The following is a 15,620-nucleotide window of genomic DNA, read 5'->3' on the forward strand; positions in this document are numbered from 1 at the left end:
GGCGGGCTCCCGTCGTCACCGCTTCCTCGGCAGGGTCGACAGCGAGACCGCCACCACGGCCAGGAGCAGCAGCATCGCGGTCGGGGCGAGGGCCGCCCACGGCGCGCGCTCCAGGTAGGGCAGGGACTCGGCCAGCATCAGCCCCCACTCGGGCGTCGGCGGCGGCGCGCCCAGGCCGAGGAAACCCAGCGACGCCAAGGCCAACGCGATGCCGGGCAGGCGCAGCACGGCGTGCCGGGCCACCGGACCGGCGACCGCGGGCAGGACGTGCCGGGTCGTGATCCAGGACGGCCCGGCGCCCAGCGCCCGCAACGCGGTGACGTGCGTGGCCGCGCGGTTCTCCCGGACCAGCGCCGCCGCGTGGGCGGCCAGCGGCGGCCAGGAGACCAGGCCGACCGCGAGGGACGCGCCGACCGTGCCCGGTCCGACGACCGCCGCGACCAGGATGCCCGCGATCACGGGCGGCACGGCGTTGGCGGTCTCCGCGGCGCCTTCGGCCAGGCCCGGCAGGAAGCCGACGACCACCGCCACCGCGAACGAGCACAGGCACACCAGGACCGTGACGCCGAGCGTGGCCGCCGCGCCGTGCCCCACCCTGGCCAGCACGTCACGGCCCAGCGCGTCCGTGCCCAACGGGTGTGCCCAGGCCGGGGACGCGAGCCTGGCGGCCGGGTCCACCCGCAGCGGCTCCCGCAGCAGCCCCCAGCAGATCACCACCGCCGGGGCCAGCACGCCGACCGCGATCACCACGCGGTGCGGCCGACCGACCGGGACCGCCACGGGCGGCGGGGCGGACAGGGCGGCGTCGCGCAACGCCTGCCCGAGCATCCGCCGCCGGACCCCGGCCACGAGCACGCCGCCCACCAGCCCGAGCAGCACCAGCGCGAGCACTGCCCCTTGCAGCAGCGGCAGGTCCTGGGCCTCCGCCGCGCCCAGCGCGGTCCGGCCGAGGCCCGGCACGGCGAACACCACCTCCACCGCGACCGCTCCCCCGGTCAACCCCACGGCGACCAGCCCGAACTGCGGCAGCAAGGCGGGCAGCGCACGACGTGCCGCGGCCCGGCCGACCACCCGCGGGGAACACCCCCAGGACCGCCACAGCACGACCCAGCGCTCCTCGAACACGGCGGGCAGCGCGTCGTCCACCAGCCGTCCCAGGATGCCGCCCGCCGGGAGGCCCAGCGCCAACGCGGGCAGCACCAGGTGCCGCGACCCCTGCCAGCCGTAGGGCGGCAACCAGCCGAGCCACACCGACAGCACCACCAGCAGCACCGTGGCCAGCAGGAACTCGGGCAGGGCGGCGAGCACGGCCGCCGGAGCGCCGGTGCGCGCACGTGCCGTCCCCCGCGCACCGCGCGCGAACGTCGACGCGGACAGCGCGGCAGCCAGCGCCAACGCCACGACCAGCGCCGCGCCCATCAACGCCGACGACACGCCCAACGCCGACAGCACCGAGGGCAGCACCTCGCCACCCCCGACCCACGACCGGCCGAGGTCACCGCGCAGCACGCCGCCCAGCCAGTCGCCGAACAACGCCACCGGGCCGACGTCCAGGCCCAGCTCGCGGCGCACCGCGGCCAGCGCCTCGGCCGTCGGCTCCTGCTCGGCGGACCGGGCGCGCAGCACCGACAGCGCCGGGTCCCGCCCGGACAGCCACGGCAGCGACCCGATCACCGCGACGACCGCGGCCGGCCCGGCGACGCGGGACACCAGCGCACCGCGCCGACCGACGCGGGAGGCCTGGGCGGCCCGACGACCGATCCGAGAGGCCCACGCGCGACGCCGACCGGCCGGAGAGCCCGGCTCACCCAGGCGGCCGAGACCGGTGCCCGGGGCGGGGCGGGCGTCCGGGGCGGGGCGGGCGTCCGGGGCGGTCACCGCAGCCGGGTCGAGGCGGTGATCAGCGTTCGCTCGCGCGGGTCCTTGGCCGAGTCGACCACCGACGTCGCGTCGCCCTGGATCACGCGCTCGTGCAGCATCGGGATCGCCGCGTCGGTCCGCAGCACCGCCGCCTCGGCCGCCAGGATCGCGGCCCGGCGCTGGTCGCCCGCCTCGGTGGCGGCGGCGGTCCGCACGGCCGCGTCCACCTCGCCGTCGCACAGCTGCGCGATGTTGAACGAGCCCGCGCAGGTGAAGTCCGACTGCACGTACGCGACGGGGTCGCCCGAGTCCAGCACCGTCGCCCGGGACAGGATGAACGCGTCGAACTTCCCGGCCAGCGCGTCCTCCTCGATGTGCGCGTACTCGCGCACGACCTGCGTGACGGTGAACCCGGCGTCCTGCAACTGCTGTTGCAGCACCGAGGCGACCTCGGGCAGCTCGGCGCGGTCGGAGAACGTGGCCAGGGTGATGGCGACGCCGGCGGGCGCGGTGGCCTCGGCGCGGTCGGCGAGCGGGGTGCGCCCGGCGGCGGCCCACGGCAGGGCGGGCCCGAGCAGCCCTTGGGCGACGTCGGCGCGGCCCTCGTAGACGCCCCGGACGATCTCGGCCGCGTCGATCGCCTCCCGAGCGGCGGCGCGCAACCCCTGGTCCCGGAACGGTCCGGTCTTCGTGTTCAGGTACAGGGTGTTGGTGCGCGGCATCGGCACCTCGGTGATCGTCGCCCGGTCGAGCAGCGCCGCCTGCGACACCGGCACGGCCTCCGCGATGTGCGCCTCACCGCTGCGGATCGCGGCGGCACGGGCGGTGCCGTCGGGGACGAACGACACGTCGATGCCCTCGGCGGCGGCCTTCGGTCCCCAGTAGCCGTCGTGGCGGTCGAGCGTGGCGGTCGTGGTGCCGTTCACCGCGACCAACCGGAACGGTCCGGTGCCCGTGCCCACCGGGTCGACCTCGCCGTCCGCGCGGTAGGCGCTCTCCGCGAGGATCGCCAACTGCGGCGACGAGAGCCGTTGCGGTACCAGGGGGTCGGGGGCGGCGGTGGTGACGACGACGGCGTCGCCCGCCGGCTCGGCGGTCAGCTCGACGCCGTCGAGGATCCGCGGCTTGGGCGAGGCGGTGGTGGCGCGGGTGAGGGTGTTGGCGACGGCGGCCGAGGTCAACGCGGTGCCGTCGTGGAAGGTCACGCCCGGGCGGACGGTGAACTCCCAGGCGTGCTGGGAGATCCGCCGCCACCCGGTGGCCAGTCCGGGCCGGGCGTCGCCGGCCGCGTCGAGGGTGACCAGCGTCTCCGCGGTGGACCAGCGCGAGAGCTTGAACGCGTCGTCGCTGAACGGCGTCAGGCCCGACCGCGGCGGTTGCAGCATCGCGAGCTTGATCCGCCCGTCGGACGGTTCCGCGCCAGGGGCGAAGCACCCGGTCAGCAGCAGGGCACACGCCGCGAGGGCGGTGGAGGAGCGGTGGCGCACGGGTCGTCCCAGCGTTCGGTGACAGAGCACCGTGAACCTAACAACATGATTATCGTTATCGGTAGCTGGTGTGGGCACCGCCACGCGGGCGCGGGCCGGTCGGCCGCCGGCTACCATCCCCGCATGTCGGAACCCCGAGCGCTCGCGGACCTGCCGTTCGCCGCCTACCTGGAGGACCACGACGGCGGGCGGCTGGAGCCGGGCGGCGACTACAACGTCGTCCACCTCGCCGACCAGGAGTTCCCCGACCTCGCGGCGGGCAACGCGCGGTTCAGCGAATCGGCGCTGTCCACCGTCCGCTTCACCGACGGGTCGCTGCGGCGCGCCCGGTTCAACGACGTGTGGCTGCACGGCGTGCAGGTCATCGGCACCGACCTGGCCGAGACCGGGTGGCTCGACGCGGAAGTCGTGAACAGCGCGTTCGCCGGGGTGGCGATGTTCGAGGCCGGGTTGAGCCGCGTCACGTTCTTCGGCTGCAAGCTCGTCTCGGTGAACCTGCGCGGCGCGGTGCTGCGCGACGTCGCGTTCGTCGGCTGCGTCCTGCGCGACGTCGACTTCACCGAAGCCCGGCTCACCGACGTCACGTTCCCGGGCTCGACGCTCGAAGACCTCCGGTTCGACGACGTGGAGCTGAAGAAGGTGGACCTCCGCGACGCCGCCGAACTGGGCATCCGCAGCGGGGTCGCCTCGCTGCGCGGCGCGACGATCACCTTCGCCCAGGCGATCGACCTCGCGCCGGCGTTCGCCCACACCCTCGGGATCACCGTCAAGGACAGCTGACCCGCGGTCGAACCCGGCCGCGGCGGACACCGCGCCGCCGACCGGTGTGCAGCGGATCGCGCTGGTGACCAGCGACGCCATTCCACGTGGACAGGCGATGCGCCGGCCCGCCCGCCCGTGCGACTGTCCGCTGTGGACTGGACGTCGGGCCGGGACGGGCCGCCGCGTGGCCGGCAACGGCTCCGGGCGACGGCCGGCGAGGTCTGCCGCCCGAGCGGTCGGCCGTTCCCTGGTCGTGTCCCCGACCGTGCGGCCGCACCCTCAGCTCTTCGGGGCGGCCCTCATGCTGAAGTGCAGGTACGGCGAGCCGTCGGGCAGCGTGTAGAACACCACCGGCACCCACGGTTCGTGCTTGTTGCGCCGTGCCGCGAACAGGCCTTCCTCCACCGGCACGAGCACCGCGTTGGTCACCGCGTTGATCTCGGCGAGCTCGCCGATGCTCTCGCCGCGCAGGTTCAGCACGCCGTCCCGCTCGGTCACCTCCACGTCGTAGCCCTCGCGCACGTAGGAGCCGACGTACCGGGAGACGTCCACCACCGGCGGTTCGGCGGGCGGCGCGAAGTCCGGCACCACGACGCCGGCGTGCTCGGCCAGCAGCTCGGTGAACAGCCGCTGGGACACCTCGGCGGGCACGCCGCCGTTGGTGAGCAGCGCGGCCGCCAAGCCCGCGCCGGGCACGACCCGCAGGAACGCCTTCTGCCCGACCGTCGCGCCGTCGTGCCCGATCACCGGGCCGCCGGGCCAGTCGTAGACGATCCACCCGAGCCCCCAGCACATGCGGTGCGCCTGGCTCGCGGGCAGCTGCACCAGCGGCCGGTGCATCGCGGCCACCTGCTCGGCGGGCAGGATCACCGTGCCGTCGGCGGTGCGGCCGCCGTCCAGGTGCAGCTTGGCGAAGCGGACGACGTCGGCGGCGGTGGCGTTGATCGTCCCGGCCGGTCCGGCGGACCTCGCCAGCCCCCACACGGGCGCGGGCACGGGCTCGTCGCCGGGTTCACCGAGGTGGCCCAAGGCCGAGCGGAACCTCAGCACGTCCTCGGCCAGGGTCATCGTGTCGTGCGCGCCGAGCGGGTCGAGCAGCCGTTCACGCAGGGCGTCGTCCCAGACCTGGCCGGTGAGCACCTCGATGATCCGACCGAGCACGGTGAACCCGCTGTTGCAGTAGGACATCGTGACGCCCGGCGGGTGGTTCTGGCCGAGGTCCGCGCACGCCGCCACGTAGGCGGCCACGCAGTCGTCACCGCGGCCGGTGTTGCGGAAGAAGTCCCCGTCGATGCCGCTGGTGTGCGTCAGCAGGTGGCGGGGCGTCACGGTCTTGGTGGCCACGGGGTCGGCCACGGCGAACTCCGGCAGCACGGTGACCACCGGCGCGTCCAGGTCGAGCGCGCCTTCGGCGACCAGCTGCATGATCAAGGTGGCGGTGTAGAGCTTGGTGATCGAGCCGATCTGGAACAGCGCGTCCGTGGTCGCCTCGACCCCCGTGCCGCGGTGCAGCACACCGGTCGCGCACTCGTGGATCTCGCCGTCGACCAGGATCGCCAGTGAAGCTCCGGGCACCTTGTGCGCCTCGCACAGCTCCGCCAAACGTTGTTGCCAGTGGTTGATGTCCATCGCCCGCTCCCCCCGGATGGCGCGAAACTCTGCGAAATCCCTTCGCGTTGACCTCACCGTACCGATTTCCCCGTGCTGCGGCAGGGGTTTCGCGCTACGACAGGGGTTCCTCGTCGGTCCAGGTGTAGTCCGGCGTCCGGTAGTCGGCGCAGCGCGTGAGGAGCCGGTCGAAGTCGTGATCCACCAGCAGCATGTCCCGGTAGGGCGGTTTGAGGAACCCCTCCTCCACCATGTGGTCGATCATCCTGAGGAGGTGCGTGAAGTACCCGTCGACGTCCAGAAGTGCGACCGGTTTCGCGTGCAGGCCGAGTTGGGCCCACGTCCAGACCTCGAACAGCTCCTCCAACGTGCCCGCGCCGCCGGGCAGGGTCACGAAGGCGTCCGACAGCTCCGCCATCAACGCCTTGCGCTCGTGCATGGACGCCACGACGCGCAGCTCGGTCAGGTTCTCGTGCGCCACCTCCCAGTCGACCAGACTGCGCGGGATCACCCCGATGACCGAGCCGCCCGCCTCCAGCGCCCCATCGGCCAGCGCACCCATCGTCCCCACCCGACCGCCGCCGTAGACGACTTCGACGCCCCGTTCGGCCAGCGCGCGGCCGACTTCCCGCGCCACCTCGACGTGCCGGACCCGTCCGCTGGACGAGCCGCAGAACACACAGACCCGCATGGGGACACACGGTAGGTCAGGCGGGCGGGGATGGTTGGGTCAAGCAGGCGGGGGTGCTGGGCGGCTCGATTTGACATGGGGCCCTTACGGGCGCTCCAGGCAGGCCAAAGCCGGGCAGGCCTGGCGGGAAGAGCGTCCGCCAGGCCTGCCCGGCTTCGACCAGCCTAAAGCACCCGAACCCATGTCAAATCGGGCCTGGGTGGAGATGTGGCGGGTCCGTTGGGGGCGGGGACGGGGGCGGGGGCGGGGATTGGAGTGGGGGGTGGGGTTAGCGGCCGAGGTTGGCGCCGCCGTTGACGCCGATGACCTGGCCCGTCAGGTGGCCGGCTTCCGGGGAGGTCAGGAAGGTGACCGCGGCGGCGATGTCGGCCGGTGTGGCGGCGCGGCCGTTGGCCGGGTTGCCGACCAGTTTCTTGCGCCGCTCCTCGGACAGGGTGCCGCCGAAGAACTCGGTCTCCTCGGTGACGCCGGGCGACACGACGTTGACCGTGATCCCCCGCCCGCCCAGCGCGAACGCCAGGTCGGCGGTCCACGCTTCGATGGCCGCCTTGGCCGCGCCGTAGCTGCCGGAGCCCCGGCGGGCCGCGATGGAGCCGATCGTGACCACCCTGGCGTCGTCGGCCAGGCGTGGTTCCAGGGCGGTGGTCACCAGGACGGCGCTGAGCACGTTGGACTCGAAGTTCGCCAGCCACAGGTCGCGCACGTCCGCCAAGCCCTCGGGCGCCCCGCGGCGGCGGGCCATGTTGCCGCCGGCGTTGTTCACCAGGACGTCCACCCGGTCGGGCAGCACGGCCAGCGCTTCGTCCACCCGGTCGGGGTCGGCGGCGTCGAAGGCGACCGCCCGCGCGCCGATCTCCGCGGCAGCGGCGGTCAGCACGTCCTCGCGCCTACCCGTGACCACGACGTCCAACCCCCGCTTGACCAAGTCGGCGGCGACCGCCTTGCCGATACCCGTACCACCACCGGTCACGACCGCTGTTCTCGTCATGCCTGGTTCCTATCAGCGCCACCGACCGGGGTCGATCCGCTTCTCGGCCCAATTGACACCATTATTGTTCACATTCATGACCCGCTTCACATGTGTGACCAGGACTCACGTGTTCCAGGGGTTTCGTCATGCAACTCGGAGGTGGTGGCGCGCAGGTCAACGGGTGACCGGCACTGGCGCCGGCAGGTGGTCCCGTGGAAGCCGACGGGGTTCGCCGGTGGGATTGTTCGCACTGCGGCGCGAATAGTGTTTCCGACCGGGTGCCACCCTCCCGGTTCGGCTGTTGATGACGGTTCGGATTGGTCATCGGGGAGCGTGAGGAGGAATGTGATGCGAGTGGTCGGCGGTGAGGTCGCCTTCATGATCATGGAGGCGCGGGGGGTGGTGGGGAGAGGGCGTTCGTGTCGAATTCGTTCGACGGATTCGTCGAACGGCGGGCGGTGGCGGAGTCGAATGATGTCGACTCGCGGCGGCGATTGCGAATTGGTGGCGACCGGTCCGGAGTCGATTAACGTCGAAACCCTTGCGTCACCCATCCGTTACCGCCAACATCATGGCGAGGCAGCGCTGGAACACGCCGCCGCGCCCGGTCCCCGCGGTCGTGGCGCGCGGGTGCGCCGGGCGGCGACCGGCGCATCCGGATATCCCACTGCGGCGGCTCACCGCTCGCGCGCGTTCGGTTCCCTCCCCTCCCGCTGCCGCACGCGATCACGAGGAGCGTCATGGCCGACATGCGAGACAAGCTGAGAAAAATCCGTTGGCGGGTTGGCCTGCTGGCCACCGGGATGGCCTCGTTGCTCGCGGGCATGGGCGTGGTCGCGGTGACCGATGCCCAGGCGGCGGCGGGCTGCCGGGTCGTGTACTCGGTGCCGAGCCAGTGGCAGGGCGGCTTCAGCGGCAGCGTCAGCATCACCAACCTGGGCGACCCGATCACCAACGGGTGGCGGCTGACGTGGGCGTTCCCGTCCGGTCAGACGGTCACCCAGGCGTGGAGCGCCACCGTCACGGCGTCGGGCAGCCAGGTCACCGCGACCAACGTCGGCTACAACGCCTCCATCCCGACCAACGGCTCGGTGTCGTTCGGCTTCAACGGCTCGTGGACGGGCACGAACACGAACCCGTCGTCGTTCGCGCTCAACGGCGTCACCTGCACCGGTGACACCACGACGACCACCAGCACGACGACGACCACCACCACCACCACGACCACGAACCCGCCGGCGGGTGACGCCATGGCGCGGGTCGCGGAGATGCAGCCGGGCTGGAACCTGGGCAACTCGCTGGACGCCACGGGCGCCGACGAGACGTCGTGGGGCAACCCGCGCATCACCGAGGCGCTGCTGGACAACGTCCGCGCGCAGGGCTTCAAGAGCATCCGCATCCCGGTGACGTGGAGCGCGCACCAGGGCGGAGCGCCGAGCTACACCATCGAGGCCACGTACCTGGCGCGGGTGAAGGAGGTCGTGAACTGGGCGTTGGCGGACGGCTTCTACGTCATGATCAACATCCACCACGACTCGTGGCAGTGGATCAACGCCATGCCGACGGACCGCACGAACGTGCTGGCCCGCTACAACGCGGCGTGGACGCAGATCGCGACCGCGTTCCGGGACGCCTCGCCGAAGCTGATGCTGGAGAGCGTCAACGAGCCGCAGTTCGCCAACAGCTCGGGTGACGCGCAGAACGCGCAGCTGCTCAACGAGCTGAACACGTCGTTCCACCGGATCGTGCGCGGCTCCGGCGGCAACAACGCGACCCGCCTGCTGGTCCTGCCGACCCTGCACACGTCGTCGGAGCAGGCGCGGGTCGACGAGCTGGTGGCCACGTTCAACACCCTGAACGACCCGAACCTCATCGCCACGTTCCACTTCTACGGCTACTGGCCGTTCAGCGTGAACGTCGCGGGCGGCACGAAGTTCGACGCGGCCGTGCAGAAGGACCTGACCGACTCGTTCGACCGCGTGGCCAACGCGTTCGTGGCGCGCGGCATCCCGGTCATCCTGGGCGAGTACGGCCTGCTGGGCTTCGACCGGCACACGGGCACCATCCAGCAGGGCGAGAAGCTGAAGTTCTTCGAGTTCCTGGGCCACTACGCCCGGACGAAGAAGATCACCACCATGCTGTGGGACAACGGCCAGCACTTCGGCCGCACGTCGTACCAGTGGAGCGACCCGGAGCTGATCGCGCAGATCAAGTCGAGCTGGACGACCCGGTCCGGCACGGCGTCGTCGGACCAGGTGTTCAGCGCCAAGTCCTCGGCGATCACCGCCAAGACGCTGACGCTCAACCTGAACGGCACGTCGTTCGTCGGGTTGCGCCAGGGCAGCACCGACCTGGTGCGCGGCACGGACTACACGGTGAGCGGCGACCAGTTGACCATCACGGCGTCGGCGATCACCCGGCTGAGCGGATCGCGGGCGTACGGCACGAACGCGACGCTGTCGGCCCGGTTCTCGGCGGGCGTGCCGTGGCGGATCAACCTGGTCACCTACGACAAGCCGGTGCTGCAGAACGCGACCGGGACGACGAGCGCGTTCGCCATCCCGACCCAGTTCCGCGGCGACCAGCTGGCCACGATGGAGGCCAAGTACGCGGACGGCAGCAACGCCGGCCCGCACAACTGGACCTCGTACAAGGAGTTCGACGTCGCGTTCGCGCCCGACTACGCGGCGAGCACCACGACGTTGAAGCCCGAGTTCTTCGCCGAGGTCACGGACGGCTCGCGGGTCACGCTGACGTTCCACTACTGGAGCGGCGCCACGGTGACCTACTACGTCACCAAGTCCGGCACGTCGGTCACGGGCACCCTCTCCTGACCGTTCGCCACCCCGGCGGCCCGGAGCACCTCGCTCCGGGCCGCCGGGCTGCGTAGTCGTACTCATGCGCGGCGCCGGGCGGTCGGCGAGACTGGGCGCGTGATCGAGGTCGAGCGGCGGAAACGGCCCGCGGTGGCGTTCGCGGGTTTCCTGGTGCCGTTCGCGGCGCAGCTCGCGGTGCCGGCGGCGTTCCGGGCGGAGTACTTCGCGGACGCGGGCTGGCACGGCGGCGAGTACGCGTACGCGTTCATCGGGGTCGCCGTCGGCTCGACCGTGCTCGGGTGCGCGGTCAAGTTCCTCCGGCCGCCGTGGAACTCGGTCGGCACCGGGTTGGTGCTGGCGGGCACCCTCGGCTTCGTGACCGTCCTCGTGGTCTTCGCGGTGTTCCTCGTCGCCCTCTCGCAGTGGGCCTCGACCACCTAGTCGCGGTGTCAGGGCCGTGTCAGACCGGTGTCAGCGCGGTGTCCGGCCGCTCGGTGATCGTGGTCGCAACAGCCACCACGAGAGGACACCCCGATGAGTCGGACGGTTCCCGTCCCGCACGGTCTGCCCATGGAGCGCGACGCGGGCCCCTTCGACCCGCCCAGCCGGATCACCGAGCTGCGCGAGGCCCACCCGGTCAGCCCGATGCTGTTCCCCGACGGTCACGAGGGTTGGCTCGTCACCGGTTACGACGCGGTCCGCCGGCTCATGGCCGACACCCGGTTCAGCTCCCGCCAGGACCTCGGCGTCGTCCACGTGCCGTACGAGACGCCCGGCATGCCCGCGCCCACCGAGCCGTCGCCGCAGATGCCCGGCCTGTTCATCAGCATGGACCCGCCGGACCACACCCGGCTGCGGCGGATGCTCACCGGCGCTTTCACCGTGAAGCGCATGAAGCAGCTCGAAGAGCACATCGCCGACATCGTGGAGCGGCAGCTGGACGAGCTGGCGCGCCTCGCCCCACCGGTCGACCTGGTCAAGGCGTTCGCGCTGCCGGTGCCGTCGCTGGTGATCTGCGAGCTGCTCGGCGTGCCCTACGAGGACCGGGAGGACTTCCAGGTCAACTCGGCCAGGTTCCTGGAGCGCGACATCGCGCTGGAGGAGAAGATGGCCGCGTTCGGCGCGATGAACGCGTTCCTCGCCGAGCTGGTCACGCGCAAGCGGGCCGAGCCCGCCGAGGACCTGCTGTCCGACCTGGCCCGCCACGACGACCTCTCCGTCGAGGAGCTGACCGGCATCGCGTTCCTGCTGCTGCTGGCGGGTCACGAGACCACCGCCAACATGCTGTCGCTGGGCACGTTCGCGCTGCTGGAGCACCCCGGGCAGCTGGCCGCCCTGCGCGAGGACCCGGAGCTGCTGCCCGGCGCCGTCGAGGAGCTGATGCGCTACCTGTCGGTGGCCGACATCTTCTACCGCTACGCGACGGAGGACGTCGAGCTGGGCGGGGAGACGATCACCAAGGGCTCGACCGTGGTCGTGTCGCTGCTGGCCGCCAACCACGACCCGCTGCGCTTCGAGGACGCCGGCGCGCTGGACGTCCGGCGCCAGGCGCGCGGCCACCTGTCCTTCGGCCACGGCGTCCACCAGTGCCTCGGGCAGCAGCTGGCCCGCATCGAGATGCGCGCCGGTTTCGGCGGCCTGCTGCGCCGCTTCCCGACGCTGGCGCTCGCCGTCCCCGCCGACGAGGTGAGGCTCAAGTCCGACATGAACATCTACGGCGTGCACGAGCTGCCGGTCACCTGGACCGGGACGGCCGGGTAGGGCCGATGACGGCACCGGGGAAGAAGACGTCCCGGGTGGTCGGGCGGCATGCTCGGTGGCGGGGTGCCGCGCCGTCCGACAGGAGCCGTCAGTGGCAGAGGACCGGGCCGTGAGCGCGGGGCAGCGGTGGGTGCTGGTGCTCGCGTCCGTCGGCTCCTTCATGGTGGTGCTCGACCTGCTGGCCGTCGCCACCGCCCTGACCGCGATCCAGCGCGACCTGGGCGCGTCCCTGGCGGACCTGGAGTGGACCGTCAACGCCTACACGCTGAGCTTCGCCGTCCTGCTGATGACCGGCGCGGCGCTGGGCGACCGGTTCGGCCGCCGGCGGCTGTTCGCGGGCGGGCTGGCGCTGTTCTCGCTGGCCTCGGCCGCGTGCGCGGTGGCGCCGTCGGCCGGCGCGCTCATCGCCGCGCGGACCGTTCAAGGCGTCGGCGCGGCCGTCGTCATGCCGCTCGCGCTCGGCCTGCTCAACGCCACGTTCCCGCCGCACCGCCGCGGCTGGGCGCTCGGCATCTACGGCGGCGTCACGGGCTTGGCGGCGCTGCTCGGCCCGGTCATCGGCGGGGTGCTCACCCAGGCCCTCACCTGGGAGTGGATCTTCTGGCTCAACGTGCCGATCGGCCTCGTGGCGATGCCGCTGGTGCTGGCCCGCGTCAAGGAGAGCTTCGGCGCGGGCGCCGCGACCGACCCGCCCGGCCTGCTGCTGTTCAGCGGGGCCGCGGTCGGCCTGGTCTGGGGGCTGGTGCGCGCCGAGGCCGCGGGCTGGGGCAGCGCCGAGGTCGTCGGCGCGCTCGTCGGCGGCGTGGTCTTCGCCGGCCTCTTCGTGCTGCGGCAGACGCGCGCGGCCACGCCGATGCTGCCCGTGCGCCTGTTCCGGTCGCGGGCGTTCGCCGCGGGCAACGCCGTGATCTTCCTCCTCAACGGCTCGCTGACCGGTGCGATCTTCTTCATCGCCCAGTACCTCCAGGTCGCGCTCGGCCACGACCCGCTGGAGGCGGGCCTGCGCCTGCTGCCGTGGGGGTTGGCGCCGTTCCTGATCGCGCCGCGCGCCGGCGCCCTCGCCGACCGGCTCGGCGAACGGCCGCTCGTCGTGGCCGGTCTGACGTCGTACTCGGTCGGTTTGGCGTGGTTGGCGCTCGTGTCGACCGGCGATGCCCCGTACCTGTCGCTGGTCGGCCCCATGACGTTGGGCGGCATCGGCTTCGCGCTGGCCATCCCGGCGGTGACCAAGGCGGTGGTCAGCACCGGCGCGCCCGGCGACATCGGCAAGGCGTCCGGCGCGTTCGGCACCATGCGGCAGCTGGGCGCGGCGTTCGGCATCGCCACCCTGTCCGCCGCTTTCAGCGCGTCGGGCACCTACGCCACGGCGGACTCGTTCACCGACGGCTTCCGCACGGCCATCGCGGTCGCCGCCGGGCTGACGGTGGCGGGCGTGGTCTTCGGCGCGATGATCCCCAAGGCCCACCGGCGGCTGTGAACCGTTTCATTCGCTGCCGCTCAAGCTAGCCAGGTCGTGAGGGTGCGTCAAGGTAGGGATTCCTCAATTGGGACGCGCCACGGCAGTCGAACCGATCACCAATGCGCTGATACGTTTCATACCGTTGCGCGAGCCCGGTGGCCTGTGTACGGTCCCCATCCAGGCCGCTACGCAGCGTCGCGGCCGATCGTGAGATCGTCGCCGCCGCACGTGGTCGACCGGTTCGGTCACCGCGTGTCCTTTCCACGCCATAACAACGGAGTTATCGCACATGTGGAGGTAGCGTGCGCGCAAAGACCATCGGTCGCGGACTGGCCGCGGCCGTCCTCGTGGCGGCGTCGGTGTCGACGTCGGCCGCGGTGACCGCCCCGGCCGCGACATCGGCCCCGGGCGCGGGGACCCAGCAGGGCGAACGCCTGAACCGGGGTGTCGTCAGCGTCCACACCGGCACCGGGAACTACATCAGTTGGCGGGTGCTGGCGAGCGACGCGCCGGGCACCGCCTACAACCTCTACCGCGACGGCGTGAAGGTGAACGCGGCCCCGATCTCGGGGTCGTCCAACCACGTCGACCAGGGCGCGCCGGCGAACGCCGACTACGTCGTCCGGCCGGTCGTGGGCGGCGTCGAGCAGGTCTCCGCGGCGGCCGCCGACCCGTCGCTGCGGTTCACCGCGACGACGGACGACGTCGGCATCGCGGCGAGCACGCGTGACGTGCCGTTGCAGATCCCGGCGGGCGGGCGGACGCCGTCCGGCGAGAACTACACCTACACCGCGAACGACGCGAGCGTCGGCGACCTCGACGGCGACGGCCAGTACGAGATCGTGCTGAAGTGGGACCCGACCAACGCCAAGGACAACTCGCAGTCCGGCTACACGGGCAACGTCTTCGTCGACGCCTACCGGCTGGACGGCACCCGGCTGTGGCGCGTCGACCTGGGCCGCAACATCCGCGCCGGCGCGCACTACACGCAGTTCCAGGTGTTCGACTACGACGGCGACGGCCGGGCCGAGGTGGTCATGAAGACCGCCGACGGCACCCGTTCGGGCACCGGCCAGGTCATCGGCGACTCCGGCGCCGACCACCGCAACTCGTCGGGGTACGTCCTGGCCGGGCCGGAGTTCCTGACGGTGTTCCGGGGCAGCGACGGCGCGGTGCTCGCCACCGCGGACTACGTGCCGCCGCGCGGGACGGTCTCCTCGTGGGGCGACTCCTACGGCAACCGGGTGGACCGGTTCCTCGCGGGCACGGCGTACGTGGACGGCTCGCGGCCGAGCATCATCATGGCGCGCGGCTACTACACCCGGTCCGTGATCTCCGCGTGGGACTGGCGCAACGGCCAGCTGACCCGGCGGTGGACGTTCGACAGCAACAGCTCCACCAACGGCTCGGCGTGGGCGGGCCAGGGCAACCACAACCTGTCCGTCGCCGACGTCGACGCGGACGGCCGCGACGAGATCATCTACGGCGCGATGACCGTGGACGACAACGGCGCCGGCCTCTACACCACGCGGCTCGGGCACGGCGACGCGCTGCACGTGAGCGACTTCGTGCCCGGCCGGGCGGGGCTGGAGGTGTTCGACATCCACGAGAGCGGCGGCACCGGGTTCGAGCTGCACGACGCGCGGACCGGCGCGATCATCTTCTCGAAGCCGAACAACACCGGCGCGGAGGGCCCGGGTCGCGGTGTGGCCGCGGACATCTACGCGGGCAACGCGGGCGCGGAGTTCTGGGCGACCGGCGGTGGCGCGCCGTCGAACCTGCTCAACGCCTCGGGCAACAGCGTGGGCCGCATCCCGTCGTCGGCGAACTTCGTGATCTGGTGGGACGGCGACGCGCAGCGCGAGCTGCTCGACGGCACCCACATCGACAAGTACGGCACGAGCGGCGACACGCGGCTGCTGACCGGGTCCGGGGTGGCGTCCAACAACGGCACCAAGTCCACCCCCGCGCTGTCGGCCGACATCCTCGGCGACTGGCGCGAGGAGGTCATCTGGCGCACGTCGGACAACACGAAGCTGCGCATCTACGCCACCACGGACACGACGAGCATCTCGCGCCCGTCGCTGATGCAGGACCGGCAGTACCGGGTCGCCGTGGCCTGGCAGAACACCGCCTACAACCAGCCGCCCCACCCGAGCTTCCGCATCGGCTGAGGCGTCGGCACGACCACGTGAACGGACGAGGC

General features: G+C 72.2%; 11 protein-coding genes. 6 read left to right on the top strand and 5 right to left on the bottom strand.

What is annotated here, in order from left to right:
- Positions 1–15 precede the first annotated feature (15 nt).
- Positions 16–1,710, bottom strand: coding sequence for an ABC transporter permease subunit (locus EDD40_RS06600; RefSeq protein WP_246037475.1), 1,695 nt, complete (start codon positions 1,708–1,710; stop codon positions 16–18).
- Positions 1,711–1,874: 164 nt separating this feature from the next.
- Positions 1,875–3,347: an ABC transporter substrate-binding protein gene (locus EDD40_RS06605; protein WP_246037477.1), complete on the bottom strand. Its 1,473-nt coding sequence runs from the start codon at positions 3,345–3,347 to the stop codon at positions 1,875–1,877.
- Positions 3,348–3,470: 123 nt separating this feature from the next.
- On the opposite strand from EDD40_RS06605, the gene EDD40_RS06610 reads away from it, so the two are divergent.
- The gene (locus tag EDD40_RS06610; protein ID WP_123742096.1) at positions 3,471–4,127 is read left to right on the top strand and encodes a pentapeptide repeat-containing protein; all 657 of its coding nucleotides are present in this window, start codon (positions 3,471–3,473) and stop codon (positions 4,125–4,127) included.
- 261 nt (positions 4,128–4,388) lie between these two features.
- On the opposite strand, the gene EDD40_RS06615 is transcribed toward EDD40_RS06610, so the two are convergent.
- The 3 genes from EDD40_RS06615 to EDD40_RS06625 all read right to left on the bottom strand — a co-directional run bounded on the left by EDD40_RS06615 (position 4,389) and on the right by EDD40_RS06625 (position 7,396).
- Entirely contained in the window at positions 4,389–5,738 is a 1,350-nt protein-coding gene (locus EDD40_RS06615; RefSeq protein WP_123742097.1) for a serine hydrolase domain-containing protein, read from the bottom strand.
- Positions 5,739–5,832: 94 nt separating this feature from the next.
- Positions 5,833–6,408 carry an LOG family protein gene (locus tag EDD40_RS06620; protein ID WP_123742098.1) on the bottom strand — a complete coding sequence of 192 codons (576 nt, stop codon included), beginning with the start codon at positions 6,406–6,408 and terminating at the stop codon, positions 5,833–5,835.
- A gap of 268 nt (positions 6,409–6,676) precedes the next feature.
- Positions 6,677–7,396 carry an SDR family oxidoreductase gene (locus tag EDD40_RS06625; protein ID WP_123742099.1) on the bottom strand — a complete coding sequence of 240 codons (720 nt, stop codon included), beginning with the start codon at positions 7,394–7,396 and terminating at the stop codon, positions 6,677–6,679.
- 722 nt (positions 7,397–8,118) lie between these two features.
- Between EDD40_RS06625 and EDD40_RS06630 the strand changes: the two genes are divergently transcribed.
- From EDD40_RS06630 to EDD40_RS06650, 5 genes are all read left to right on the top strand, one after another.
- Entirely contained in the window at positions 8,119–10,212 is a 2,094-nt protein-coding gene (locus EDD40_RS06630) for a cellulase family glycosylhydrolase (RefSeq protein ID WP_246037478.1), read from the top strand.
- 99 nt (positions 10,213–10,311) lie between these two features.
- Positions 10,312–10,635, top strand: coding sequence for a hypothetical protein (locus EDD40_RS06635; protein WP_123742100.1), 324 nt, complete (start codon positions 10,312–10,314; stop codon positions 10,633–10,635).
- A 93-nt stretch (positions 10,636–10,728) separates the two neighbouring features.
- The gene (locus EDD40_RS06640; RefSeq protein WP_123742101.1) at positions 10,729–11,955 is read left to right on the top strand and encodes a cytochrome P450; all 1,227 of its coding nucleotides are present in this window, start codon (positions 10,729–10,731) and stop codon (positions 11,953–11,955) included.
- Between the two features lie 91 nt (positions 11,956–12,046).
- Positions 12,047–13,432: a DHA2 family efflux MFS transporter permease subunit gene (locus tag EDD40_RS06645; RefSeq protein WP_246037480.1), complete on the top strand. Its 1,386-nt coding sequence runs from the start codon at positions 12,047–12,049 to the stop codon at positions 13,430–13,432.
- Between the two features lie 284 nt (positions 13,433–13,716).
- The gene (locus tag EDD40_RS06650) at positions 13,717–15,588 is read left to right on the top strand and encodes a rhamnogalacturonan lyase (protein ID WP_246037482.1); all 1,872 of its coding nucleotides are present in this window, start codon (positions 13,717–13,719) and stop codon (positions 15,586–15,588) included.
- The last annotated feature ends 32 nt before the right edge of the window (positions 15,589–15,620 follow it).

The organism is Saccharothrix texasensis (genome assembly GCF_003752005.1).
GTDB lineage: Bacteria > Actinomycetota > Actinomycetes > Mycobacteriales > Pseudonocardiaceae > Actinosynnema > Actinosynnema texasense.